The sequence below is a fragment of the Bacillus sp. VA13 genome (genome assembly GCF_055710085.1).
Map to the genome: position 1 here is coordinate 971,345 of NZ_JBVQPP010000001.1, position 23,914 is coordinate 995,258.

29 protein-coding genes are annotated in these 23,914 nt (G+C 44.6%); 2 read left to right on the forward strand and 27 right to left on the reverse strand.

Annotated elements, in window-relative coordinates; all coding sequences use genetic code 11:
• Positions 1-9 precede the first annotated feature (9 nt).
• The 3 genes from AC0C66_RS04910 to AC0C66_RS04920 form a co-directional block, all read right to left on the reverse strand.
• Positions 10-741 (reverse strand): glycerophosphodiester phosphodiesterase, encoded by a 732-nt coding sequence (locus AC0C66_RS04910; protein ID WP_014114340.1) that lies wholly within the window; start codon positions 739-741, stop codon positions 10-12.
• Between the two features lie 79 nt (positions 742-820).
• Positions 821-1,441: an N-acetylmuramoyl-L-alanine amidase family protein gene (locus AC0C66_RS04915; protein WP_072182040.1), complete on the reverse strand. Its 621-nt coding sequence runs from the start codon at positions 1,439-1,441 to the stop codon at positions 821-823.
• Between the two features lie 18 nt (positions 1,442-1,459).
• Complete coding sequence (locus AC0C66_RS04920; RefSeq protein WP_461845607.1) at positions 1,460-1,756, reverse strand: hypothetical protein; 297 nt, start codon at positions 1,754-1,756, stop codon at positions 1,460-1,462.
• 324 nt (positions 1,757-2,080) lie between these two features.
• Here AC0C66_RS04920 and AC0C66_RS04925 point away from each other — a divergent pair, with 324 nt between their 5' ends.
• Together AC0C66_RS04925 and AC0C66_RS04930 are read left to right on the forward strand one after the other, a co-directional pair.
• A complete protein-coding gene (locus AC0C66_RS04925; RefSeq protein ID WP_003236876.1) occupies positions 2,081-2,215 on the forward strand; it encodes a hypothetical protein in 135 nt (44 codons plus the stop codon).
• A 72-nt stretch (positions 2,216-2,287) separates the two neighbouring features.
• The gene (locus AC0C66_RS04930; RefSeq protein WP_461845608.1) at positions 2,288-3,403 is read left to right on the forward strand and encodes an NADH-dependent flavin oxidoreductase; all 1,116 of its coding nucleotides are present in this window, start codon (positions 2,288-2,290) and stop codon (positions 3,401-3,403) included.
• A gap of 216 nt (positions 3,404-3,619) precedes the next feature.
• On the opposite strand, the gene AC0C66_RS04935 is transcribed toward AC0C66_RS04930, so the two are convergent.
• From AC0C66_RS04935 to AC0C66_RS05050, 24 genes are all read right to left on the reverse strand, one after another.
• Positions 3,620-3,799 carry a hypothetical protein gene (locus AC0C66_RS04935; RefSeq protein ID WP_072182043.1) on the reverse strand — a complete coding sequence of 60 codons (180 nt, stop codon included), beginning with the start codon at positions 3,797-3,799 and terminating at the stop codon, positions 3,620-3,622.
• A gap of 146 nt (positions 3,800-3,945) precedes the next feature.
• Positions 3,946-4,749 (reverse strand): sporulation transcription factor Spo0A, encoded by an 804-nt coding sequence (gene spo0A, locus AC0C66_RS04940; protein ID WP_003226427.1) that lies wholly within the window; start codon positions 4,747-4,749, stop codon positions 3,946-3,948.
• Between the two features lie 276 nt (positions 4,750-5,025).
• The gene (gene spoIVB, locus AC0C66_RS04945; protein ID WP_461845609.1) at positions 5,026-6,306 is read right to left on the reverse strand and encodes a SpoIVB peptidase; all 1,281 of its coding nucleotides are present in this window, start codon (positions 6,304-6,306) and stop codon (positions 5,026-5,028) included.
• A 173-nt stretch (positions 6,307-6,479) separates the two neighbouring features.
• Complete coding sequence (recN, locus tag AC0C66_RS04950; protein WP_461845610.1) at positions 6,480-8,210, reverse strand: DNA repair protein RecN; 1,731 nt, start codon at positions 8,208-8,210, stop codon at positions 6,480-6,482.
• 35 nt (positions 8,211-8,245) lie between these two features.
• Positions 8,246-8,695, reverse strand: coding sequence for an arginine repressor ArgR (gene argR, locus AC0C66_RS04955; RefSeq protein ID WP_014114358.1), 450 nt, complete (start codon positions 8,693-8,695; stop codon positions 8,246-8,248).
• A 96-nt stretch (positions 8,696-8,791) separates the two neighbouring features.
• Complete coding sequence (locus AC0C66_RS04960; protein WP_072182047.1) at positions 8,792-9,637, reverse strand: TlyA family RNA methyltransferase; 846 nt, start codon at positions 9,635-9,637, stop codon at positions 8,792-8,794.
• A complete protein-coding gene (dxs, locus tag AC0C66_RS04965; RefSeq protein WP_072182048.1) occupies positions 9,634-11,535 on the reverse strand; it encodes a 1-deoxy-D-xylulose-5-phosphate synthase in 1,902 nt (633 codons plus the stop codon). Before dxs ends, AC0C66_RS04960 begins: the two co-directional genes overlap by 4 nt.
• Positions 11,536-11,715: 180 nt before the next feature.
• Positions 11,716-12,606 carry a polyprenyl synthetase family protein gene (locus AC0C66_RS04970; protein ID WP_072182049.1) on the reverse strand — a complete coding sequence of 297 codons (891 nt, stop codon included), beginning with the start codon at positions 12,604-12,606 and terminating at the stop codon, positions 11,716-11,718.
• The gene (locus AC0C66_RS04975; RefSeq protein WP_003226409.1) at positions 12,596-12,850 is read right to left on the reverse strand and encodes an exodeoxyribonuclease VII small subunit; all 255 of its coding nucleotides are present in this window, start codon (positions 12,848-12,850) and stop codon (positions 12,596-12,598) included. Before AC0C66_RS04975 ends, AC0C66_RS04970 begins: the two co-directional genes overlap by 11 nt.
• Positions 12,847-14,193 carry an exodeoxyribonuclease VII large subunit gene (gene xseA / locus AC0C66_RS04980; protein WP_072182050.1) on the reverse strand — a complete coding sequence of 449 codons (1,347 nt, stop codon included), beginning with the start codon at positions 14,191-14,193 and terminating at the stop codon, positions 12,847-12,849. Before xseA ends, AC0C66_RS04975 begins: the two co-directional genes overlap by 4 nt.
• Positions 14,194-14,328: 135 nt before the next feature.
• Positions 14,329-15,180, reverse strand: coding sequence for a bifunctional methylenetetrahydrofolate dehydrogenase/methenyltetrahydrofolate cyclohydrolase FolD (gene folD, locus AC0C66_RS04985; RefSeq protein WP_014114365.1), 852 nt, complete (start codon positions 15,178-15,180; stop codon positions 14,329-14,331).
• An 11-nt stretch (positions 15,181-15,191) separates the two neighbouring features.
• Positions 15,192-15,587 carry a transcription antitermination factor NusB gene (nusB, locus tag AC0C66_RS04990; RefSeq protein ID WP_014114366.1) on the reverse strand — a complete coding sequence of 132 codons (396 nt, stop codon included), beginning with the start codon at positions 15,585-15,587 and terminating at the stop codon, positions 15,192-15,194.
• A gap of 264 nt (positions 15,588-15,851) precedes the next feature.
• A complete protein-coding gene (gene yqhY, locus AC0C66_RS04995; RefSeq protein ID WP_003236896.1) occupies positions 15,852-16,259 on the reverse strand; it encodes a fatty acid biosynthesis protein YqhY in 408 nt (135 codons plus the stop codon).
• Between the two features lie 20 nt (positions 16,260-16,279).
• On the reverse strand, positions 16,280-17,632 hold the full coding sequence (accC, locus tag AC0C66_RS05000) for an acetyl-CoA carboxylase biotin carboxylase subunit (protein WP_014114367.1): 1,353 nt from the start codon (positions 17,630-17,632) through the stop codon (positions 16,280-16,282).
• Between the two features lie 11 nt (positions 17,633-17,643).
• Entirely contained in the window at positions 17,644-18,126 is a 483-nt protein-coding gene (gene accB, locus AC0C66_RS05005) for an acetyl-CoA carboxylase biotin carboxyl carrier protein (protein WP_072182052.1), read from the reverse strand.
• Positions 18,127-18,282: 156 nt separating this feature from the next.
• Positions 18,283-18,939: a stage III sporulation ratchet engulfment protein SpoIIIAH gene (spoIIIAH, locus tag AC0C66_RS05010; protein ID WP_014114369.1), complete on the reverse strand. Its 657-nt coding sequence runs from the start codon at positions 18,937-18,939 to the stop codon at positions 18,283-18,285.
• The gene (gene spoIIIAG / locus AC0C66_RS05015) at positions 18,940-19,629 is read right to left on the reverse strand and encodes a stage III sporulation protein AG (protein ID WP_072182053.1); all 690 of its coding nucleotides are present in this window, start codon (positions 19,627-19,629) and stop codon (positions 18,940-18,942) included. It lies immediately after the preceding gene.
• Positions 19,622-20,242: a stage III sporulation protein AF gene (gene spoIIIAF, locus AC0C66_RS05020; protein ID WP_061186888.1), complete on the reverse strand. Its 621-nt coding sequence runs from the start codon at positions 20,240-20,242 to the stop codon at positions 19,622-19,624. The genes spoIIIAG and spoIIIAF overlap by 8 nt, the downstream gene beginning before the upstream one ends.
• A gap of 13 nt (positions 20,243-20,255) precedes the next feature.
• Positions 20,256-21,455, reverse strand: coding sequence for a stage III sporulation protein AE (gene spoIIIAE, locus AC0C66_RS05025; RefSeq protein ID WP_072182054.1), 1,200 nt, complete (start codon positions 21,453-21,455; stop codon positions 20,256-20,258).
• A gap of 18 nt (positions 21,456-21,473) precedes the next feature.
• On the reverse strand, positions 21,474-21,875 hold the full coding sequence (spoIIIAD, locus tag AC0C66_RS05030; RefSeq protein WP_003230228.1) for a stage III sporulation protein AD: 402 nt from the start codon (positions 21,873-21,875) through the stop codon (positions 21,474-21,476).
• Between the two features lie 6 nt (positions 21,876-21,881).
• On the reverse strand, positions 21,882-22,088 hold the full coding sequence (gene spoIIIAC / locus AC0C66_RS05035) for a stage III sporulation protein AC (RefSeq protein ID WP_003153142.1): 207 nt from the start codon (positions 22,086-22,088) through the stop codon (positions 21,882-21,884).
• A 22-nt stretch (positions 22,089-22,110) separates the two neighbouring features.
• Positions 22,111-22,626, reverse strand: coding sequence for a stage III sporulation protein SpoIIIAB (gene spoIIIAB, locus AC0C66_RS05040; RefSeq protein ID WP_003226383.1), 516 nt, complete (start codon positions 22,624-22,626; stop codon positions 22,111-22,113).
• Positions 22,620-23,543, reverse strand: a complete 924-nt coding sequence (gene spoIIIAA / locus AC0C66_RS05045) for a stage III sporulation protein AA (RefSeq protein WP_072182055.1) — start codon at positions 23,541-23,543, stop codon at positions 22,620-22,622. Before spoIIIAA ends, spoIIIAB begins: the two co-directional genes overlap by 7 nt.
• Positions 23,544-23,618: 75 nt before the next feature.
• On the reverse strand, positions 23,619-23,900 hold the full coding sequence (locus tag AC0C66_RS05050) for a YqhV family protein (RefSeq protein WP_003226379.1): 282 nt from the start codon (positions 23,898-23,900) through the stop codon (positions 23,619-23,621).
• Positions 23,901-23,914 lie beyond the last annotated feature (14 nt).

Sequence of the window (23,914 nt, forward strand, 5' to 3'; positions counted from 1 at the left end):
CCAACACAACTATTTATTTTTTAGCAATGCCAAAGCCTTTGCAGGAAAATCGGTGAAAATGCCGTCTGCCCCCGCTTCAAAGAGGCGCTTCATATCTTCCGGCCGATTGACTGTATACGGCCTTACCTTGATCGAACTGTTCCTCATTTTCTTCAGTACTTCATCTGCTGTCCCCGGGCTGTTCAGCTTCGGGTGATAGCCGGAAGCTGGAATTGATGTGATATACTGATCAGCCTGATAAAGCACATCTGAAGTCAATGCCGCTCGTTCGATATGGGGAGCAAGCCGGGCGCATAGCGCTAAGCTTTCATGATTAAATGTGGACAGGATGATTCTTTCCTCTATATTGAACCTCTTCACTGCCTCCAGTACTTTTTCTTCCATTCCTTCATAGCGGATCACGCTGTTTTTTAATTCAATGTTGATGAGAAAATCCTTTTTGTCCGCCCACAAGAGCACATCTTCAAGCAGCGGCACTTTGATATCTCTGTACGTTTGATCATAACCAGCGGCGGCATTCGCAGTCTTTATCACATTATACACTGTATCCTTCACGAATCCTTTGAGCGATGTCGTCCGGTCAAGTCTTTCATCATGTATCACAACAATGCGTCCGTCTTTTGTCAGTTGCACATCAAGCTCAATTCCGTCCGCTCCGGCTTCAATTCCTTTTTCAAATGCAAGCATAGTATTTTCGGGATATTGACCTGATGCCCCCCGATGGGCAAAAATCTTTGTCATCGTTTCACCTCAAGCCCTAAAGTTTTCTCCATTATACTGATTTTGGCGGTTCCACTCTAGGATTAAGGCTGTATCAATCTTACTGATCATAATAAGAGTCAATGCCGGTGACAATCGCATCTGCGGCTTTTTGCTGGTATTCTTCACTTCCAAGCTTGTCCGCGTCAGAGCTGTTTGTCATAAATCCAAGCTCCGCCAGCACACTCGGCATTTGTGAATATGTAATGACGTAAAAGTCTGATTCTTTCACGCCCCTGTCTCTCGTTTGTAAGGATGACACCAGCTGGGACTGAATATCTGACGCCAGACGCCGGCTGTTTTCCCCTTCATAATCAGACTGAAAATACGTTTCTGTTCCTGAAGCTGAAGCAACCCCTGAATTCACATGAATGCTAACAAAAAGATCGGCCTGATTGGCACTTGCCTTTGCCACTCTTTCCTCCAGGGTCAGAAAATGATCGTCGGATCTGGACGCAACTGGATTGGCTCCCTCCGCTTTCAGCTTGTCCGTCACATGCTCGGAAACTGCTAAATTAATATCCTTTTCAAAGAGCCCGTTTCCGACCGCTCCACTGTCTTCACCTCCGTGTCCGGCATCAATGTATACTGTTTTTCCTTCTATTGGCTCTGCTGCCTGTGCATAGGGTCCGAGCGTCAAAGCCAATCCGCATAAAGCTAAGCTCCTCCATAACATTCTCAACTTTCTCCCTCCGGTCTTTTATGACGAGTTCTTCTGCAGCTGAATATCTTGCAGTTGTAACGTTCCATTATCCTTTTTTATATATTTCACCAGGACATTTGTGTGATCTGGCAGTGATTCACATTCATCACGTTTATCCTTCGGAACCTGTATCATGGTTTCTTCTCCATTCAAAGAAATCGCAATCGTATGAGGATCAGCCGAGCCAATGTATTTTCCCTCTTCGGTAAACTTTGGGACTGAGTCATCCGCACTTGCAATACTGCACCCTGAGAGAAACAGCACAGTAAACAGCAAAAGAGCCGTTTGTTTCACATGATCACCTCTTCCTGATGTTTGGCTTTTATCTTTGACCAGAATGGCAGATTTGTAAAGCCGACGCGTAAGACGGCACTGGATTCCACATTTTTCAAAAGGGCTATCCGACCTGATCATTTCCTGTTGTTAGAAAGAAAGCAATCGAATTTGTCTATGAGGATGGCTCTAATTGAGGCGCATATTAGAAAAAATTAACGGAAAGAAGCAACTTTTTATTCATTTTAAAAAATTTGAGGAATGATGTGAGCAAATCGTTTGACGAGTGGATCAGCCAGGCGTAACCTTTTAAAGGATATTCACTTTACAGAAAGAGTTACAGCCATGAAAAAATTCGTACTGTTGCTCGCTGCAGCGGTCATCACTTGCACCATCGGCCACCAAATCAGCGGCGGCTACAAAGCCCCCGAAAAAGAGCGCAGAAAACATCACTCTGTTCTCAAGATATTCAGCCGGTAAAGCAGATCAATTGCATTAATTTTTACATATAGGCTAGAATATGTGCGAATCCAAACGAAAGAAGATGATCAAATGAACCCTAAGTATAAACCGCTGTTTGAACCATTTACATTTAAAAGCGGCGTTACAATCGACAACCGGATCACAGTAGCACCAATGACTCATTACGCTTCTAATGAAGACGGTACGATATCTGAAGCAGAGCTTGACTACATCATCCCCCGCTCAAAAGAGATGGGAATGGTGATTACAGCCTGCGCAAACGTCACGCCGGACGGAAAAGCATTTCCCGGGCAGCCGGCCATCCATGATGACTCCAACATTCCAGGTTTAAAAAAATTAGCGCAAGCCATTCAGGCGCAAGGTGCTAAAGCCGTTGTGCAAATTCATCACGGCGGCATTGAATGCCCGTCTGAGCTCGTTCCGCAACAAGTTGTAGCGCCAAGTGACGTGTTTGATGACGGCAAGCAAATTGCCCGCGCCTTAACAGACGAAGAAGTGGAAAACATCGTGAAGGCATTTGGAGAAGCGACAAGACGCGCCATTGAAGCCGGCTTTGACGGTGTCGAAATTCACGGCGCAAACGGCTACTTGATTCAGCAGTTTTATTCTCCGAAAACCAATCAGCGCACAGACCGCTGGGGAGGAAGCGACGAAAAACGATTAGCCTTCCCGCTTGCTATTGTCGATGAAGTGAAAAAAGCTGCTGCAGAACATGCGAAGGGTGCGTTCTTAGTCGGCTATCGCCTGTCTCCGGAAGAACCTGAGACACCAGGATTAACAATGACTGAAACCTTTACGCTTGTTGACGCTTTAGGAGATAAAGAATTGGATTACCTTCATATCTCACTGATGGACGTGAACTCAAAAGCGCGCCGCGGTGCAGATCCGGCTCGCACACGCATGGACTTATTGAATGAACGTGTCGGAAACAAAGTGCCGCTTATCGCCGTCGGTTCCATTCATTCCGCAGATGACGCACTGGCTGTGATCGAAAACGGTATTCCGCTAGTCGCTTTGGGACGCGAAATTTTAGTTGACCCTGACTGGACAGTGAAAGTAAAAGAAGGCCGGGAAAAACAAATTGAAACCGTGATAAAAGGCACTGACAAAGAAAAATATCACTTGCCTGAACCGCTATGGCAAGCAATTGTGAACACACCTGGCTGGGTGCCTTATAAAGATTAATGTGCAAAGACTGCCGAAACGATTCGGCAGTCTTTTTTCAACTTTAAATAAATAGTTTATGTAAACATCTAAACAGCAAAAGAAGGAGCTCGCCAGCTGCTTGGGGCAGCAAATCTAGGAGAAGCCCGTCACGCTTTCTTGCTTTTATCTTTTTCATTCGTACGTCTCCTTTGTTCATGAATGCTTCCTTACTTACGATTTTACAGGGAAAAGGTTTCAATTTGATCCTGATTGTTTGTTTTTTATGATCCAAGCAGCGAAAACACATGAAACCATGACTACAAATGAGATAACGTCAATCAGGGTGCCTAGTATGTGTGATTCTGTCATGATGTTTGAATTGACGCAAAGCGCCAGGATAAATAACGCCATCAGCAGTCCGTATTTTTCAAACACCTGTATCACTCCTCCTTGCGGAAAATAGATCCTTCATATTCATCACCCATGAAACAAATGTCCCCAAAACAAAACGCCTCCTATTTATCAGCGCAAACTAATAAATAAAAGACGTTTGATTTAATCATCACTTAATATGCTCATGTTTAAGAAGCCTTATGTTCTAATCTAAGCTTATCCGCAACCATTGCAATGAATTCCGAATTTGTCGGCTTAGCTTTTGTCATACTGACTGTATAGCCGAACAACGAGGAAATGGAATCAATGTTTCCTCTGCTCCATGCCACTTCAATTGCATGGCGGATCGCTCTTTCTACACGGCTTGCGGTTGTGTTGAATTTTTTAGCGATGTCCGGATAAAGGACTTTTGTAATACTGCCGAGCAATTCGATGTCATTGTATACCATTGAGATTGCTTCGCGCAGATAGAGATAGCCTTTAATATGGGCTGGGACGCCGATTTCATGGATAATGCTTGTGATGCTCGCGTCGAGATTTTTCTTCTTTGGTTCAGGCTGGCTGCTGCGTATAATGCTGCTTTGCGATGATGGCGCACGATGCGTCACGCTGCTGGCATTTCCGCTGACTTGGCGGATATGTCCGACAAGGTTTTCCATATCAAACGGTTTGAGAATAAAGTAGGAAGCGCCTAAATCGACGGCCTTTTTCGTGACATCTTCCTGTCCAAAGGCTGTCAGCATAATGACATTCGGCTGTTTTTTCAGATCTGATTCCCTCAGCCGCTCTAAAACCGCAAGTCCATCCAAATGCGGCATAATAATATCCAATACGAGCACATCGGGATCTTTTTCTTTAAACAACGACAGGCATTCCTGTCCGTTATAAGCAACACCGATCACTTCCATGTCTTCCTGTCCTTCTATATATTCACTCAACAGGCTTACCAGCTCTCGATTATCGTCAGCAACACAAACTTTAATTTTCTCCACGTTTCTTCCTCCCCAAATGTAGTTAACAGGATTCACCCTTGCTACATGTTTACATTCGACAAAACCGCTATATACCCTCTAAAAAAAATCATAATCACCAATATTAGTGGCATATCTTTGTTATTCTATGTTTTTCTCCGTTTTTCGACTAAAAATGAAATTTGACAAACAAGGAAACGTGAATTTGTCGAAAAATCTTCTTTTGTACATTTTACCGTATGTATTCCGAGAAGTGAAGAGGGATCAAAACAAAAAAACTGCCGGAAATACCGGCAGTCAGCTTGCTTTTTCTTTTTCGTAAATATCGATTCCTGCTTCTGACAGCATCCATTCAATATGAACGCCGTAGCCGCTTGTCGGGTCATTTACAAACACATGGGTGACAGCGCCGATCACTTTTCCATTTTGAATGATCGGACTCCCGCTCATCCCCTGCACGATGCCGCCTGTTTCTTTCAACAGCCTCGGATCGGTTATTTTTAAAACCATTCCTTTTGTCGCCGGGAATTTTTGCGGCGTCGTGCTGACGATTTCAATATCAAACTTTTCTACCTTGTCATCATCAATGACCGTTAAAATTTCAGCAGGCCCTTTTTTGACTTCAGTAGAAAACGCAACCGGCAGTGCTTGATCTGAAATGTTGTTTTGAATCGGCTGATGCAGTGTGCCGAAAATGCCAAATGGGCTGTTTCTGTTAATATCCCCGATCGTTTTGCGTTCTGAGGAAAATCGCGCCAGTTTTTCTCCCGGATTTCCGCCTGTCCCTTTTTCAATGGATGTTACAGTTGATTTAACAATTTCTCCATTTTCCACTACGATTGGTTTCTTTGTGTCCATGTCAGAAATCACGTGGCCAAGTGCTCCGTATTTTTTTGTTTTCGGTTCATAAAAAGTCATTGTGCCGATGCCAGCAGCAGAATCCCTGATGTATAAACCAATTCTGTACTTGCCTTCTGCTTCATCCTTTTCCGGAATGAGCTTTGTTTTGATTTTTTGTTTGTCACGTTTAATGAGCAAATCTAAAGATTCTCCGGTTTTACCGGCTTTCTGAATAAATGGGGCCACATCATTCATTTTTTCAATTTTCTGTCCATTCATCTCAATAATGATGTCGCCCGCTTCAATACCGGCCGTTCCTCCCGGAGATTTTTTGCCTTCACTTGTATTGATTTGATGAAATCCGACGACAAGAACACCGACGGAATGAAGCTTTACACCGATTGATTGTCCGCCAGGTATGACCTTTAAATCAGGAAGAACCTGCACTTTTGTTTTTTTGATTGGAAATCCGGCAAGATCGTATACTAACTCTGACTCACCTGATTTTTTGCCTGTCACCTTGATTTCATGCGGGTCTTTCTTTACTGTAAACGCTTCTGATGATTCTTGTGCATGAGCGTTTACTGATAAACCTGTTTCAATCGCTTGTGTTTGGGTTTCAAATACTCTCATTTGCGTTGGAATCAGTAAATACTCTTTTAGCGGTTTGCATAAACCTACACTTAATAACGAAACAAGGAGAATTAAACCTACTGCTTTTCTGATGTTATCGGGCATTCACTACTTCACTCTCCTCGCTCCTATCCCACACCTTCTTTATGTCTTGCTGCTACATCTTTAATTTTGCCTTCTGACACCTTATTTATAACTGTCATATAAAGAAAAACATTGGATATACTGATGAACGAATGGATGTGCGCGAAAAAAATAAGCTGCGCTTCTCGCGCAGCTTACCCAGTTGTTTTGACTTGATCCGCTTGTTTTAGAAGTTCTTTCGCATGGCGTTTCGTCAAGTCTGTTACTTCGACTCCGGCAATCATGCGCCCGATTTCCACTACCTTTTCCTGCTTAGACAGCGGCTTGACACGTGTCGTGGTTCTGCCGTCTTTTAACTCCTTCGCAATATAAAGATGCGTATCGGCCATGGCAGCTACCTGAGGCAAGTGTGTAATACACAGCACTTGTGATCCTATTGAGACTTTATGGATCTTCTCAGCGATTGCCTGCGCGACTCTGCCGCTTACACCGGTATCTACCTCATCGAATATAATCGACGTCACATCCTGCTGTGAGGAAAAAATGCTTTTGATGGCAAGCATCACCCGGGACAGCTCCCCTCCGGAAGCGACTTTCGAAAGGGATTTCAAAGGCTCGCCTGTGTTGGTTGAAATTAAAAACTTGACCAGATCAATTCCTTGGTCAGTCAGCTGAACAGGCTGGCCGTTTACAATCGGCGCCTCCTCATTGCGAGACGCTGTTCTGATCTTAAATTCCGTATCAAAAGTTGATTTTTCCATATAGAGGCTTTTTAATTCTCGATGAATCTCATCGGCCAGCTTTTTCGCCCATGCTTTCCGGATTTGTGAAACATTTGCCGCTTCCACCGCAACATCTTTGCCGACTGAGTCAAGCTCCTTCTTCACGCTTTGAAGATGGCTGTCCCTGTTTTCAATTTGGTCAATCTCTTCTTCAATTTTAGAGGCGTATTCCAAAATCTCCTCAACAGTTGCACCGTATTTTCGTTTCAGCTGTTTGATTTCATTAAGACGCGTCTCAATATAATTCAGGCGTTCCGGGTCATATTCAAGCTCATCCAGCATATTTCTCATCTGAAATGTAGCGTCCTCCAGCAGATAGTAAGAGTTCGACACACTTTCAGACAGTTTTTTCAGCGGTTCGTTAATATCGGATATATCTTCGAGCTGCGCTGATGCCATTCCGACCCAGTCCAGTCCGCCCTGCTCACTGCGAAGCGCGTTATATGCATTTTGCAGCGATTCATAGATCTTCTCAAAGTTTGAAATTTGCTGGCGCTCTTCTTGGAGCTGTTCATCTTCATTAAGCTCGAGCTTTGCCGATTCGATTTCTTCGAGCTGAAATTGAATAAGGTCCAGGCGGTGGGCCATTTCCTGTTCGCTTTCAGAAAGCTGTTTTAGCTTTTTAAGCAGCTTCATATACCGATGGTACCCTTCCTGATATGCTTGAAGCGCGCTTTCTACTTCGGCTCCGGCAAACTTGTCCAAAAGCTGGAGATGATTTTCGTCCTCCATTAACAGCTGGTTATCGTGCTGCCCGTGAATATCTAATAAAAGCCTGCCGATCTCTCTTAACGAAGCAATCGTGACAAGCTTGCCATTAACACGGCAAACGCTTTTTCCGCTCGTGCTGATATCCCTTCTCATGACGATCATTTCGTCTGAAACGTCGATTCCCTGCTCAGTGCATATGTCAAAAACGGGGTGGCCGCTCTCCAATAGAAACAGCCCTTCAAGCTCGGCTTTTGTCTCTCCATATCTGACAAATTCAGATGATCCGCGGCCTCCGACTAAAAGAGAAATGGCGTCTATGATGATGGATTTGCCGGCTCCGGTTTCTCCTGTTAAAACCGTGAGCCCTCGTTCAAAAGAAACCGTCAGTTCCTCAATAATGGCAAAGTTTTTAATCGATAGTTCAGCTAACAAACAGCATTACACCTCTTATCTTTGTTAGATTTCTGTTACAGCAGCTCAAGCAGCCTGTTTTTTACGCCGTCTGTATCTTCAGGAGTCCGGCAAATAATTAAAATCGTGTCATCTCCGCAAATGGTTCCCATAATTTCATCCCAGTCTAAATTGTCCATCAGCGCTCCGATTGCCTGGGCGTTTCCCGGCATCGTTTTCAGCACAATCATATGGCTTGCTGAGTCTATTTTCACAAATGCGTCCATCAATGCCCGCTTCAGCTTGGACAACGGATTGAAACGCTGGTCTGCCGGAAGACTGTATTTGTAAGAGCCGTTATTCGTAGGCACTTTCACAAGGTGAAGTTCTTTGATATCCCGTGAAACCGTGGCTTGTGTTACTTTGTATCCATCCTGCTTCAGCATGTCGACCAATTCATCCTGCGTTTCGATTTCATTGCTTGTAATGATCTCTCTGATTTTAATATGCCTCTGGCCTTTGTTCATGTAAGCACCTCTATTTCCAGCTTATCTGTTCTTTTATGTTATATGATTCTCTGCAAATTGTACATGAATGCAGAAAAAAGGAATAATAGCGCCCTATTATTCCGGTACATCTGCTTTTTTTTCTTTTAACGTCTTATGTGCCTCTTCTACAACGCGGATGATCTCTTCTTCCGGCAGCTCTTGTCCTTCCTGTCCCTCTCCCGGCCAATGCAAATGAAGGAGAAATTCAATATTTCCGTCTCCTCCTGTGATTGGAGAAAATGACAGGCCTTTGCAAATATAGCCTTCAGCCGCAGAGAAACTATTCATTCGCTTGAGAACATCCACATGCACTTTAGGATCTCTGACAATCCCTTTTTTGCCGACGGATTCCCGTCCCGCTTCAAACTGCGGCTTAACAAGAGCCATGCAGTCACTGCCCGGTACAAGCAATGTTTTGAGGACAGGCAGGATGAGCCGCAGTGAAATAAAGGACACATCAATTGTGGCAAACTCCGGCATGCCCTTTGTAAAGTCTGCCGGTGTCGCGTAACGGAAGTTTGTCCGTTCCATCACGACGACACGTTCATCCTGTCTGAGCTTCCACGCAAGCTGATTGTAGCCTACATCCACCGCGTATGACTGTTTAGCTCCGTTTTGCAGAGCGCAGTCCGTAAAGCCGCCGGTGGAGGAGCCAATATCAATCATGATTTTATCCTTAACTGAGACAGGAAACTCCTTCAGCGCTTTTTCAAGCTTTAAGCCGCCTCTGCTCACATATTTCAGCGGGTTTCCTTTGACGGTTAACGGAAGGTCGCGGTCAATCTTTTCCCCAGGTTTGTCCAAGCGGTTTTCGTTTGAATAGACGATCCCTGCCATAATGGCTCTCTTGGCTTTTTCCCGCGTTTCCGCCAGCCCTCTTTCTACTAGTAATACATCTAATCGTTCTTTCTTTGACGTCATGATCCAATTCCTTTGTGTGTCTTTGGCGGCATCAGTAATCTAATACGGTTTGCCACCTGCTGTTTTGTTAGTCCAATCTCTTCAAGAAGCGCCGTTACGCTTCCGTGTTCGATAAACCGATCAGGGATACCCATTCTGTCGATCGGTGTAAGATATTCACCTTGATCATGAGCGAATTCTAAAATCGAGCTTCCGAAACCGCCTTCTAAGACCGCTTCTTCAATCGTTAAAATTGGCAAGCCTTCTTTTAGGATACCCTTCATCATCTTTTCATCAATCGGCTTAATAAAACGCGCATTTACAACGCGCACGGAGAGGCCTTCTTTTTGCAGCTCTTCAGCTGCTTCAAGCGCCATTTCGATTGTTGTTCCAAATGTTAAGATGACAGCATCATTCCCCGGACGCAGCACTTCCCACGTGCCGATCGGAATCGTTTTCAGCTGTTCATCCATTTTTACGCCGAGTCCGTTTCCGCGCGGAAAACGCATCGCAATCGGGCCTTCGTCATAGCTGAGTGCTGTATGAACCATATGCTGTCCTTCATTTTCATCTTTCGGCATCATTAAGACGATGTTTGGAATGTGGCGCATAAACGCAATATCAAACACACCTTGATGTGTCTCACCGTCAGCACCTACGAGTCCTGCACGGTCAATTCCAATAAACACATTGGCGTTTTGGCGGCAGATGTCATGAACCACTTGATCATATGCCCTTTGCAGGAAGGTTGAATAAATCGCCAAAAACGGCTTCATCCCCTGCATTGCCATTGCTGCAGCCATCGTTGCGGCATGCTGTTCTGCGATTCCTACGTCGAACATTCGGTCAGGGAATTCTTTTGCGAAGCCTTCGAGCTTTGAGCCGACAGGCATAGCCGGCGTAATGGCTACAATGCGTCCGTCCTCGCGCGCCATTCGCTGCACAGTGCCACTGACAAGGCCGCTCCATGAAGGAGCTGCTGCTTTCGGTTTTACAAAGTCACCGGTATTGATTTTATATGGTCCGGTACCGTGCCATGTTCCAATCGTATCGGTCTCAGCCGGTTTATACCCCTTCCCTTTTTTCGTGATGACATGCAGGAGAACAGGGCCTTTCGTTTTTTTGGCGTATTGAAGATTCTCAATCAGCTCATGATAAGAATGTCCGTCCACCGGGCCTAAATACGTAAAACCAAGCTCCTCAAAAAACATTCCGGAGACGAGCATGTATTTCAGGCTGTCTTTGATCCGTTCCGCCGTGGCGGCAAGTTTGCCTCCAACTGCCGGAATCTTTTTAAACAAGTATTCGAGTTCATCTTTGACCCACTGGTATTTCCCGGCGGTGCGCAGCCTTCCGAGCATAGAATGAATGGCACCGACATTCGGTGCAATACTCATTTCATTATCATTTAGGATGACAATCATGTCTTTTTTCTCGTCGCCGATGTGGTTCAAGGCTTCAAGCGCCATTCCGCCGGTCAGCGCGCCATCACCAATAATCGGAATAATAAATTCATCCGTTCCTTTAATATCACGCGCAGCTGCCATTCCCATCGCGCCTGACAGAGAAGTTGAGCTGTGCCCGGTTTCCCAAACATCATGCTCGCTCTCACTCCGCTTTGGAAATCCGCAAAGCCCTTTGTATTGGCGAAGCGTCGCAAATTCTTTTCCGCGTCCTGTCAGCAGCTTATGGACATACGACTGGTGGCCTACATCCCACAAAAATTTGTCTTTTGGACTGTTAAATTCCTTATGCAGCGCAACAGTAAGCTCTACGACACCTAAGTTTGGGCCGATGTGGCCGCCGGAAGCGGATAAAGTTGTAATTAAAAATTGACGGATTTCATCACTTAATTTCTCTAATTCATCAATGGACATGTTTTTTAAAAACGACGGGTCCTGTATTGATAAAAGATCCAAAGCGGATCAACTCACTTTCAGCATGAATTTCTGCAATGATACATGTCTTCTGCATGTCGAGCTGGACAACAGCCAGATCTCAGACATAAAAAAAGACAAACGCGCTTTTCCTTTTCATTTTTCATATAAACTGCTTACATTTTACCATATCTCGTGCAGCCGCTTCAAATTAGGATCGGTTTAGTGATCTCTTGCCGCAATTAAATCACAAAGCTCATATAAAAGGTCTTTTTGAAGAGAGAGTCCGCCGATCAAACGCTTCGCCTCTTTTATGTGAACATCCAATTTATGTTTGGCCCCTTCCAGTGAAAGAAGTGACGGGTAAGTCGATTTTTCGTTTGTTGTATCCGAGCCGACACGTTTGCCGATTTTCTCTTCACTGCCTTCTAAATCTAAAATATCGTCTCTGATTTGAAAACCGATTCCAATGTGGCTGCTGAAGGTACGCAGCGTTTCGATATCTTCCTCAGGCGCATCCGCCAAAATAGCACCGGCGATTACGCAAAAACCGAGGAGCTTGGCGGTTTTCCGTTCATGAATGGATTCGAGTTCTTCAAGCGTGACTTGGCGGTTTTCCGCTTCCATATCAGCTACTTGTCCCCCGACCATGCCTTCGGTGCCTGCCGCTGAAATCAGCTCATTCACAAGCCGAAGGCGCTTTTCTGCTGACACCTCGTCTGACACGTGGGAGGTGATCAGCTTAAAACTTTCCGTCAGGAGCCCGTCACCCGCTAATACTGCTGTCGCTTCACCGAACACTTTATGGTTTGTCGGCTTCCCGCGGCGCAAATCGTCATCATCCATACAAGGAAGGTCATCATGAATCAATGAATACGTGTGAATCATTTCGACAGCACACCCGACCGGAATGCCGTCCTTTTCACTTTTCCCATATGCGTTTAAAACGGCTAGTACAATGAGAGGACGCAGCCGCTTTCCGCCAGCCTCAAGGGAATACAGCATAGATTTTTTTAATGAGTCCGGCATATCGAGCTTTTCTGTATAGACAGAAAGCTGATTTTCAATCGTTTTTTTCCGCTCCGCCAGAAAGCTCGTTAATTTATTTGTCACCTTCGTCTTCCTCCTGAACACTGAAAGGTGCCAGTTCGCCGTCTTCTTTTAAAATGAAGTCCATTTGTTTTTCGACTTTTTGCAGCTTTTCGTGACACATTTTTGAAAGAGCCATGCCTTCTTGGAAATAGTTAATCGCTTGCTCTAAAGGCACATCACCCTCTTCAAGCTTTGACACAATGCTCTCAAGCCCTTTCATCGCTTCTTCAAATGTCATGTTTTCATTTTTTTTCACGTCTGTCATTTTTCTTCCCCTCTCTTTTCTAATACTTCACAGGTCAGCACGCCATCCTTCAGCTTGACCTCAAGCTGGTCCTTCTCTTCTATTTGACTGACACTTTTAATGAGTTCGTCTTCTTTATAAGCCAAGCTGTATCCTCTTTCCATCACTTGAAGAGGACTTAACGCATTCAGCTTGCCAAGAACAGTTTGAAATTGGGAATGCAGCTGCTTCATTTGGATATTCATATTTTTTCTCAGCTGATTTGTTTGTTCCTCATATCGTGTTCTCGCTTGCTTCAGCTGTTCATGTGGATGCAGCGCCTCTAATCTGTACGTTTCACGCTCCAGCTGTCTGTTTTTTCGATCTAAAAGAGCGGTAAGCTGTGCTTGAAACTGCTGATAGGCAAGGTCAAACTGCTGCTCTTTTTGCGCATACAAACGCTTTGGAAAACGAAAGGCATACGAGGATTGCAGCGTTTGAATCCGTTCTTTTTTCTGACCGAGATGGTGCTGCATCGCTCTTGTCATTCTGACTTCCGCTGTTTTTGTCCGTTCTATTAAATCAGTGGTATGCGGTACGGCAATCTCAGCTGCTCCTGTCGGTGTCGCAGCTCTAATATCAGCGACAAAATCACTGATCGTAAAGTCGGTCTCATGCCCGACAGCCGATATAATCGGAATGTTAGAAGCAAAGATCGCACGTGCTACAATTTCTTCATTAAATGCCCACAGTTCTTCTATCGAACCGCCGCCTCTCCCGACAATTAATACGTCGCACATCTCTTTTTCATTTGCCTCTTCAATGCGGCTAACGATGGATCTGCTTGCATTTTCGCCTTGTACGAGCGCTGGAAGAACAATGACTTTTACAAGGGGATATCTTCTTTTGAGAGTTGTAATGACGTCTCTAACAGCGGCACCCGTCGGAGATGTCACAACCCCGATTGTGGCTGGAAATGCGGGGATTTGTTTTTTGTAGCGGTCGTCAAATAAACCTTCTCCGGCAAGCTTCTTTTTTAACTCTTCGTACGCTAAATAAAGTGCTCCGACCCCGTCAGGCTGCATTTCTTTGGCATATAATTGGTAGTTTCCGCTCGGTTCATATACGGAAATTCCGCCTCTGACCAGCACCTTCATGCCGTTTTCAGGTTTAAAAGGCAGACGCTCGCTCTGTCTCGCGAACATCACCGACTGCATTCTGGCGTTTTCGTCTTTCAATGTGAAATAAATGTGGCCTCTTGTGTGTATTTTTACATTCGATAATTCGCCTTTAATCCAAATATTTTCAAGGTGAGGATCTACATCGAATTTTCGTTTTATATACTTTGTCAGCGCTGAGACGGTAACAAACGCTGTTTCACCCATGTCTCAAACTCCTCTCATAAGCATTCCTGCACCATAACTAAAGAAAACCCGCTCTGGCTTTAGGAGCCTGAAGAAGCGGGTATCGTGCTCATATTCACGGCGGGCAAAACCCCGCCTGTGAATATCTCCAATTATCTATGATAACGTACGTTTCGCAGATTTAACAGTATTATGCGCAAGCATCGTGATGGTCATCGGACCTACTCCGCCCGGAACCGGCGTGATGAAGGATGCTTTTTCCTTTGCCCCTTCAAATTCAACATCTCCGCAAAGCTTTCCGCTTTCCAGACGGTTAACGCCTACGTCAATGACAACAGCGCCTTCTTTGATCTGGTCTGCACTGATGAAGTTGGCTCTGCCGACTGCGACCACCAGGATGTCCGCTTTTTTCGTATGTTCGGTCATATTTTCTGTTCTTGAATGACAGTAAGTAACTGTCGCGTTTTCATTTAATAAAAGCTGGCCGACAGGTTTGCCGACAATATTGCTTCGGCCGACTACAACAACCTCTTTACCGGAAAGGTCGATATTGGTTTTCTTCAAAAGCTCAACAATTCCGTGAGGCGTGCAAGGAAGAAACGTATCTTCGCCAAGCAGCATTTTCCCTACGTTTAACGGATGAAAACCGTCTACATCTTTATCAGGAGAGATACGTTCGATCACCGCTTTTTCAGAAATATGGTCTGGAAGCGGAAGCTGAACGAGAATGCCGTGAAACTCAGGGTCTTGATTGTATTGATCGATAATGGAAAGCAGTTCAGCTTCTGTGAGGCTGCTGTCAAATTGATCAAGCTTGAAATTCATTCCCATTGTTTCAGCCGCTTTTTTCTTTCCTCGCACGTAAGAGTGAGAAGCAGGATCATCTCCAATCAAAATAACCGCCAGTCCGGGGGTGACCCCTTGCTTTTTAAGCTCTTCTACCTCTTTTGCCAATTGTTCGCGTTTTTCTCTAGCCGTTTCTTTTCCGTCGATGATTGTTGCAGTCATTTTCTTTCCTCCTATGATTGGTCAATATCAGATTTAATGTTAGAAAGAACCCCGTTTACAAATTTTGTCGCTTTGTCATCACCAAACCGTTTTGCCAGCTCAATCGCTTCGTTCATGGAGACATTCACCGGAATATCTTCGGCATATGCCATTTCGTAAGCTGCCAGACGCAAAATCGCGCGGTCAACATTGGCAATCCGATCGAGCTTCCAATTCACCAGATGCTTGGAGATCATTTCATCCAGCTGGACTTGATGTTCCAATACCCCGTGTACAAGCTGTTCAAAGAAAGGATCTGTTTTTTCTTCATCCAGTGCGTGTTCTATGGCTTCATTCACTGCAATATCGCTGACATCAATTTGAAATAGTGCCTGCAAAGCTTTTTCTCTTGCTGTTCTTCTTTTCATTTTCTTTCTCCTTTGATCCTCTTTATCCGCTTGTCGTTAAGCCACAAAGAGATCATAACATATTTTTTTCGTATCCGCATATTGAAATCAAGGTTTTTTCACCCTATTACCGAATATTTTCATGCACCTTAATATGATCATTCGGATTTCACGATCATGAAGAAACTCGGCTGCCTTGAGCCGGCTTTCTTCATGCTTTGAAATAAAGGGTAACGTGTAAAAAAACCAAAGGGCCGCCCTCCCCTTGGTTTCGTGTTAAGCCATTTACATTTCTTCGTCGATTTGGACTTCCTGGGCTTTTGTGTCAAATTGAATGCCGACGATGTGAATATTGATTTCATTAATCGAAAGAGACGTCATATTTAATAAGGTTTGACGAATGTTTTCCTGAACGGAGGCTGCAACTTTCGGTATCGAAACACCAAATGTAACGACACAGTATACATCGATCGTAATTCCATCATCCGCCAGATCGACTTTGACACCTTTGCCATGATTCACTTTACCGAAGCGTTCGACGACGCCTGTCGCAAAGTTTCCGCGCATTTCGGCAACACCGTCAACTTCTGAAGCTGCAATGCCGGCAATGACCTCAATGACTTCCGGGGCAATCTCAACCTTACCCAAATGCGTATCTTCTTGATCCATTTTAAGCAAGCTGTTGTCTTTCATTCAATTCACCTCCGTAAAAATTATGAGCCCATTACATCATATGTTTCTAAAAATTTCGTATTAAACTCTCCGCCAACAAATGTTTCGTGTTCAAGCAGTTTTAAGTGGAACGGGATTGTTGTCTCAATGCCTTCGATGACAAATTCGCTCAATGCGCGCTTCATGCGGGCAATCGCTTCATCTCTCGTTTTTCCGTATGTGATCACTTTTGCAATCATGCTGTCATAGTACGGAGGGATGGAGTAGCCCGGGTACGCAGCTGAATCGATACGGACACCAAGACCACCAGGAGGCAGGTACATTTTAATTTCACCAGGTGACGGCATGAAATTTTTACTTGGATTTTCTGCGTTGATTCGGCATTCGATGGCCCAGCCTTCAAATTCAACATCTTCTTGCTTGAGGCTCAGTTCCATTCCTGATGCCACTTTGATTTGTTCCTTAATCAGGTCAGTTCCCGTCACCATTTCTGTGACTGGGTGCTCTACCTGAATTCTCGTGTTCATTTCCATGAAGTAATAGCGCTGTTCATTGTAGTCATATATAAATTCAACTGTTCCAGCACCTGTATAGCCAACCGCTTTTGCAGCCTTTACCGCTGCATCGCCCATCTGCTCCCTAATTTCTGAATCAAGCGCAGGAGATGGTGATTCTTCCAAAAGCTTTTGCAGGCGTCTTTGGATCGAGCAGTCGCGTTCCCCTAAATGGATGGTATTTCCGTAGTTATCGGCAAGCACTTGGATCTCAACATGACGAAAATCCTCTATGTATTTTTCGATGTAAACACCTGGATTTCCAAATGCAGTTGCAGCTTCCTGCTGGGTAATCTTAATGCCGTTAATCAGTTCCTCTTCGGTGCGGGCAACCCTGATTCCTTTTCCGCCTCCGCCTGCTGTGGCTTTTATAATTACAGGATACCCAATTTCATTAGCAAGTGAAACCGCTTCTTCCACATTTTCTATAATTCCTTGTGAACCCGGTACGATCGGCACGCCGGCCTGTTTCATCGTTTCCCGCGCAACGTCTTTTGTTCCCATTTTTGAAATGGCGTCAGCGCTCGGGCCGACAAATGTGACGTTAACTTCTTCACATAATTCCGCGAAATCAGCATTTTCAGCTAAAAACCCATATCCCGGATGAATAGCATCCGTGCCTGTCAGCTTTGCAACACTCACAATATTTGTAACGTTTAAATAGCTGTCTTTTGATGCTTTCGGTCCGATACAAAAAGCTTCATCGGCCATTTGAACATGAAGGGCATCTTTATCAGCTTCTGAATAAACAGCGACAGTCTCAATTCCGAGCTCTTTGCAGGCTCTGATGATTCTGACAGCAATTTCTCCTCGGTTGGCGATCAATAGCTTTTTAATCATGTTAAGTCTCCTTACTCTGCTTTTACAAGAAATAGAGGTTGTCCGTATTCGACCAGCTGGCCGTTTTCTACTAATACTTCAACGATTTCGCCTTTTACTTCCGCTTCGATTTCGTTGAAAAGCTTCATCGCTTCTACAATGCAGACAACTGTGTTTTCATTTACTTTTGAACCAGCCGTTACATACGGGCCAGCTTCCGGAGATGAAGATGCATAAAATGTTCCTACCATTGGTGAAGTGATTTTATGCAGATTCTCATCTTGCTTAGGTTCTTCTTGGGCAGGTGCTGGCGCTGCTTGCTGCGCTTGCGGCTGAACTGCCTGCGGAGCCTGTGCCTGTACAGGTGCTGCCGGCGCCTGCTGCATGACTTGAACAGTGCCTGCTTCATGTTTTTTCAGTTTTAAGGATACACCTTCATTTTCATATACGAATTCGTCAATTGTAGACTCGTCAATTGCTTTAATCAGCTCGTGGATTTCTTTCATATTTAACATTCAATCGCACTCCTATGTATGAAATTTCTTTTTTATAGGTTACTACTAAAAGTACATACTATGTTCATCTTACAGGAGCGGACTTTTGAATTCAACTCTAATATGATTGGCACGCCAAAAAGCCCGCTGTTTAAGCGGGCGTGTTTTTCCTCTTTTTTACTTGGATGGTTCAAATGTGACAGCGACGTCTTTCATTGTTTTGATTTCTTTTGCCACAAGGTCTATAATGGCTGTCGCCTTCGATTTGGAGTGTTTGTCTGATTTGACTGTAATGTTGATTTTATCTCCTTCAGCATTGACGAGCGCGTCTTCGTAGCCTTGTGTTTTAATAAGCGTTTCCAGCTGTTTTTCTGTTCCTTCCACTTCACTGAGAGCCGTCATTTTATCATATGCTTCGCTCTTTTCCTTTGCTGTTGCATCATCGCTTGACACAATGGCATTCAGTTCTTCTCTTTCTTTGCTTCTGGCATCTTCTAAATCAAGACGGTACGTCGTGAACAGATCATCATCGGCTGTTTCTGTTACAACAGTTCCTTTTTCACTAGCTTCAGCGGATGTCTCCTTGTCTGCTGATGAATCTTTTGTGCCCTTTGTTCCATCCTCTTTTTCTGTTTCAGTTTCTGTACCGTTTTTTTCCTTTGTGTCTTGCTTGGGAGGCGCTTTTTCAGTTGCGACCTCTCCGCTGTCAGACGCGCTTTTTTCACTCTGCATTTGCACGGCATTTTTGCTTTCCGGCGACATGATATAGTAGACGCTTAACACCACGACAAGACTGAGCATTGTTAATAGCCAAACGGTTTGTTTTTTGAGCATTTATGAATCCTCCTTTATTTTTTTAGGGGCAACCGCAACCCGGTGGCTTGGAACATCCAGGACCCGTGTCACCGCTTCAATAATGGTTTGTTTTATTTGAACGTTGTCAACTCCTTGAGCAACAACGAGTACACCGCGTATATCAGGCTTTTTCGTTTGGACGACGACTGGTGTTTCCTTATCGCCGTTTTTGATCATGACGATTTCTTCTTCTGATGTCTGGTCTGTAACGCTTCTTGTTCCGCCTTCTTTGTCTGTTTCTTCAGTGGTTGTATTTTTGTTTGATTTGTTTTTTTCGTATACTTTCAGCGACGTTGCATCAACATTCACGACTACAGAGACATCGTCCACACCTATGATCGTTTCAAGAATTTCTTTCAGCTGATTTTCGTATTCTTTTTCATAATCATCGATCGAGTCCTTAGGTTCATCAGATTTTGAGGCTTTAAACACTTCGGCTGTTTTCTCTTTGCTGACTTTGGTATCTTGTGATGATACTGGCGTTATCGTTTTGGCGTTTTCTGTTTTCTCAGGTGAAGAAAACAGCTGGCTGACAAGCATAAAGGAAACTCCGAGAACAAAAACGAACAGAAAGTAATGATATTTGGTCAGCTTCGGCTTTTCACCGTCCTTCGTTTGCCCCGGAAGAAACTGCTTTTTCAATACATTCCATAATCCGTTTTTATTCATTGCCGACACTCTCCCCGCCTTCCATATGAACCGTAATTTTCTCACTTCCGATTTCCCAAATGTCCGCGAGCTGTGACTGGATCTGTTTGGCTTCTTTTTGTTCGGCTGCTTCTTTCGTTACGTATGCATGATCTGTATCAATGTGGACCGGCGCGACCGTTTGGACCGTTTTTTCAGAAGACGGGGCCATATACACGCTGATTGTTTGAATATCCTCTTCTGAATCTACCTTTTCGCCTGCCGTGAGTTTGATGTTGCCTACTTTGTATTCATCATGACTGAATCTCTCCTCCGCTTTCTTTTTTAGTTGGACAGCCATTTCTTCTAAAATATATGCACGCTGGGAAGCTTGTATTTCTATTTTTTTTGAATTGATTTGATTTTTTATGTCGGCAGACTCTGACTGCCCGTTTTTTGTAAGGTATTCAAAGATGACTGCAGGGTCTGTGTTGAAAAGCTTAAAAATCGGCGTGAGCATGACGACAATTAAGAGCAGGCTGACTACCATTTTTGCGTACTTTTGCATGCTAGAGCTTGGCAGCAGCATATCAATCACAATTGCAAATAGGATAAACAACACGATGGTGGTAAGCCATTCAGTTAAAAAACTCATCCGCCAGCCTCCTTTATTTCATCATCATCGTGAGGTTTCCGGCTGTGATTATGACGGTAAGGCTTAAAAAAAACATGAGAGACACAATGGCGAGAGCTGCAAAAATATAAATGACGCTTTTGCTGATGACGTCGAGGCAGGTTATGACGGGCCCGCCTCCAAGCGGCTGAAGAATCGCGGCTGCCAGCTTATAAATAAAAGCGAGGGAAAGCACTTTGATTGCCGGAAAAGCCGCAATACAGATCAAAATAGCGACTCCGAGAATCCCTACTGTATTTTTCAGCAGTAAGGAAGCGCTGATCACTGTATCTGTCGCGTCTGTAAACATTCGGCCAAGCACAGGAATAAAGTTTCCGGTTATAAATTTAGCCGTCCTGAGCGTAATGCCGTCTGTCACTGCAGCTGAGGCTCCCTGAACAGAGATGACGCCGAGAAAGATGGTGAGAAAGACGGCGAGCGCCCCGATGGCGATATTTCTGAGCAGGTTGGCCAGCTGCGTTACTTTATATTGTTCGGTCATTGTGCTGACAATGCTCAGAATCGCTGATAAGAAAATGAGCGGCATGACAATATTCTGAATCAAAAGACCGCTCGTGTTCATCAGAAAGAGGATAACAGGATGAAAGAAGGCTGCAGATACAGCTCCGCCTGAGGAAGCCAAAAGCGCTAAGAGGAGCGGAATGAGTGCCAGGATAAAGCTGGTCATCGTCTGAATGGCCTCTGTCGCATAATTGATTGCCACATGAAAACTGTTTAGCGCAAGGATAATCAGCACCATGTACACAATTGAGTAAGCGACCTTACTGACGGTGCTTTGTTGAAATGCATTTTGCAGAAGCTGCAGGATAACGCAAAATATCGTGAGCAAAATCAATGTGCCCAACAGCTTTCCGTTGGCAAGCACTTCATGAAACAAATAAGAAAAGAGAGCTTTCAGCCATTCTTGCGGTGAAAATGATTTATCGCCATTGATAAACTCAATTATGCTGCCTTTTTGACTTTCCGGCAGCAGTCCGCCGTACTCTGTCATAATGTCATTCCAAAATTCACTAATCTTGTCTGTTTCAAGCGAGGCCGCTGTCCTTTCCGCTAATTGCTCAGCCGTTTCAGCATGGTCTTCCGTTTGTTCGGCGTCACCGGCTGCTTGTACAATGTCTGCACGGCCTGCTATGATCAGCATGGCCAGAAGCAAAGCCCATTGAAAACGCTTCAATCTACCGCCTCCTTTCGGTTATGACATAGAAGGTATAAGTCCGAGAATCGTTTCGATAATGACGGTTAAAATAGGCACAGCCATAACGAGAATTAAAATTTTCCCCGCCAATTCTATTTTCGAGGCGATGGCCCCTTGTCCGGCATCTTTTGTGAGCTGCGCCCCAAATTCAGCAATATAGGCGATTCCGATAATCTTTAAAATGGTTTCAACATAGACCATGTTGACGTTTGCATTAATCGCGATTTTTTCTATCATTCGAATAATGTCGTAGATTTGGTCTACCAAATAAAGAAAAATGGCACAGCCAGCAAACACGACGATTAAAAACGCAAAAGTCGGCTTTTGTTCTTTTACAATCAAAGAAAGGAAGGTGGCGATCAGCCCTAAACCTACAATTTGAACAATGTCAATCTGCAAGCCCCCCTATCCTTGGAATAAAAACACAGCTTTTATCTTTTTAAAAAGGTCATCTACAATCGTTGCGACCATAAATAAAATATAGATAAAACCTAACAGCGTCACCCACTGAGCGTATTCTTTTTTGCCCATCTGATCCAAAATCGTGTGTAAAAATGCAACCACGATTCCCACTCCGGCGATTTGAAATATGACATTCACGTCTACTCCCATTTTATTTTTGCTCCCCTCACGTTTACATCAATAGAAGAATGAGTAACAAGCCCGCTAAAAAGCCCAAACTTTTTATCATTTTTTCATTTTTCGCTTGTGCCTGCTCAGCATCCGCTTCCGAGGCTTCCAAATGTGTCAGCGCCAGCTTGATGTGCTTTTGCTGCGAGATTCGATCATGAATCCCGAGCGTCTCACCAAATTGCTTCAGCACTTCATATTCGCTTTTTTTCAAAGACATGGTGTCCCACACCTTCTTTAAGCTTTGCTCCCACGCCGTTTTCGCAGAATCACTTCCTTTGTCCAGCTGATCACTGAACGTGATAAAAAGAGCTGAAACAGGCTGTGCCAGCTGCTTGGCAATCTGCTGTGAAGCAATATGAAGCGGTGTATGGCCGTACATGATTTCAGCCTCGAGGGATTGGAGCGCCGCACGCAGCTGGCGGATTTGCCGCGGCCGTTCTGTATAAATCTTCGCCATCTCAAAACCTGTCCATGTTGTCGCCACCACAATGAATACAGCACCCAGCAGCTTCAGCATGTCTTCACGCCCATCGTCCCAGACAGCACATTTCCGTCTTTGTCATAAATGCGGCTTACTGTGCCCGGTCCCTTTGCTCTCGATAATTCCAAATAGCGGTCAAAGGCTCTTTCTTCCCACAAACGCTTCAATGAAGGACGCTTCATCAGGTCGGATAGGCTCCAGCCATGCGCCGAGACGATTACTGAAACACCTGCATGCAGCGCCTCAAGAAGTGCATCTGTATCTTCAATGCGCCCGATTTCATCGACAATGATCACCTCAGGGCTCATGGATCGAATCATCATCATCAGCCCCTCAGCCTTTGGACAGGCGTCTAATACGTCAATCCTCTGTCCAAATTGATGCTGCGGAATGCCGCGCAGGCATCCGGCAATTTCTGACCGTTCGTCGACGATTCCTGTCTTTACGGGCAACATATGGTTTTTGCCGGTGCTCGAGAGTCTCGCAAGATCCCGAAGAAGTGTTGTTTTACCGGTTTGCGGCGGACCGATAATCAGCGTATTCAGCCAGCTTTCTCGATATAAGAATGGAAGCAGCGGCTCCGCAATCCCCAGCTTTTGCCGGGCAATTCGTATATTAAAAGATGTGATGTCACGGAGGCCTTTCACACCTCCGTTTTCCGTGATGACTCTGCCTGCCAGTCCGACTCTGTGACCGCCTCTGATCGTGACATACCCTTTCCTCAGCTCTTCTTCGAGCGTATACATACTATAGTTGCTGAGCCGGCTGAGGATCAGATGGGCATCCTCGACCGTGCCGGCATAGGACAAAAAAACAGGTTGTCCTTTTCGAATCAATTCAACAGGGCGGTTGACCCGAATTCTGACTTCTTCGATTTCCAGCCATTGTTGTTCCGGTATTTCAGAAAGGGCGTTTTTCATGGATTCAGGGAGAACCTCAGCGATTTCATTCAACAGAGCCTCCTCCTTTCTACCGATTGGCTTCTTTAAAATGTATGATGTAAGGCAGACTTTATGACAAGCCTCTCTTTATTTATGAACACCCGCCAAAATCAAAACAACACCTGTAAAAATCAGAATCAGCTTTGCATACGACAGCTGTCCGGCAATTTGATAGATTCCAACAGTCATGGTGATGATAAAAATCAGCGGACCGACAATAGCGAGAATGCTGTTAACCACAACCGCCTTCCGGACATCATTTGTTACAAGCATGATAATCGCTGCCGTCAGTTCAATCATAGAGGATAATACTCGCAATCCGGCCATTGTTAAAACAGTAGAATTGATATTTCCAAGTAAAAATTTCATAGCACTCTCCCAAC

Bases quoted from the DNA above. Each gene is read 5' to 3' on its own strand.
- AC0C66_RS04910 (WP_014114340.1), bottom strand. From the start codon at position 741: ATGACAAAGATTTTTGCCCATCGGGGGGCATCAGGTCAATATCCCGAA.
- AC0C66_RS04925 (WP_003236876.1), top strand. From the start codon at position 2,081: ATGAAAAAATTCGTACTGTTGCTCGCTGCAGCGGTCATCACTTGCACC.
- AC0C66_RS04930 (WP_461845608.1), top strand. From the start codon at position 2,288: ATGAACCCTAAGTATAAACCGCTGTTTGAACCATTTACATTTAAAAGC.
- spoIVB (WP_461845609.1), bottom strand. From the start codon at position 6,306: ATGCCCGATAACATCAGAAAAGCAGTAGGTTTAATTCTCCTTGTTTCG.
- argR (WP_014114358.1), bottom strand. From the start codon at position 8,695: ATGAACAAAGGCCAGAGGCATATTAAAATCAGAGAGATCATTACAAGC.
- AC0C66_RS04960 (WP_072182047.1), bottom strand. From the start codon at position 9,637: ATGACGTCAAAGAAAGAACGATTAGATGTATTACTAGTAGAAAGAGGG.
- AC0C66_RS04975 (WP_003226409.1), bottom strand. From the start codon at position 12,850: ATGACAGACGTGAAAAAAAATGAAAACATGACATTTGAAGAAGCGATG.
- xseA (WP_072182050.1), bottom strand. From the start codon at position 14,193: ATGGGTGAAACAGCGTTTGTTACCGTCTCAGCGCTGACAAAGTATATA.
- folD (WP_014114365.1), bottom strand. From the start codon at position 15,180: ATGACTGCAACAATCATCGACGGAAAAGAAACGGCTAGAGAAAAACGC.
- nusB (WP_014114366.1), bottom strand. From the start codon at position 15,587: ATGAAAAGAAGAACAGCAAGAGAAAAAGCTTTGCAGGCACTATTTCAA.
- yqhY (WP_003236896.1), bottom strand. From the start codon at position 16,259: ATGAAAGACAACAGCTTGCTTAAAATGGATCAAGAAGATACGCATTTG.
- accC (WP_014114367.1), bottom strand. From the start codon at position 17,632: ATGATTAAAAAGCTATTGATCGCCAACCGAGGAGAAATTGCTGTCAGA.
- accB (WP_072182052.1), bottom strand. From the start codon at position 18,126: ATGTTAAATATGAAAGAAATCCACGAGCTGATTAAAGCAATTGACGAG.
- spoIIIAH (WP_014114369.1), bottom strand. From the start codon at position 18,939: ATGCTCAAAAAACAAACCGTTTGGCTATTAACAATGCTCAGTCTTGTC.
- spoIIIAG (WP_072182053.1), bottom strand. From the start codon at position 19,629: ATGAATAAAAACGGATTATGGAATGTATTGAAAAAGCAGTTTCTTCCG.
- spoIIIAF (WP_061186888.1), bottom strand. From the start codon at position 20,242: ATGAGTTTTTTAACTGAATGGCTTACCACCATCGTGTTGTTTATCCTA.
- spoIIIAC (WP_003153142.1), bottom strand. From the start codon at position 22,088: ATGGGAGTAGACGTGAATGTCATATTTCAAATCGCCGGAGTGGGAATC.
- spoIIIAB (WP_003226383.1), bottom strand. From the start codon at position 22,626: ATGCTGAAGCTGCTGGGTGCTGTATTCATTGTGGTGGCGACAACATGG.
- AC0C66_RS05050 (WP_003226379.1), bottom strand. From the start codon at position 23,900: ATGAAATTTTTACTTGGAAATATCAATTCTACTGTTTTAACAATGGCC.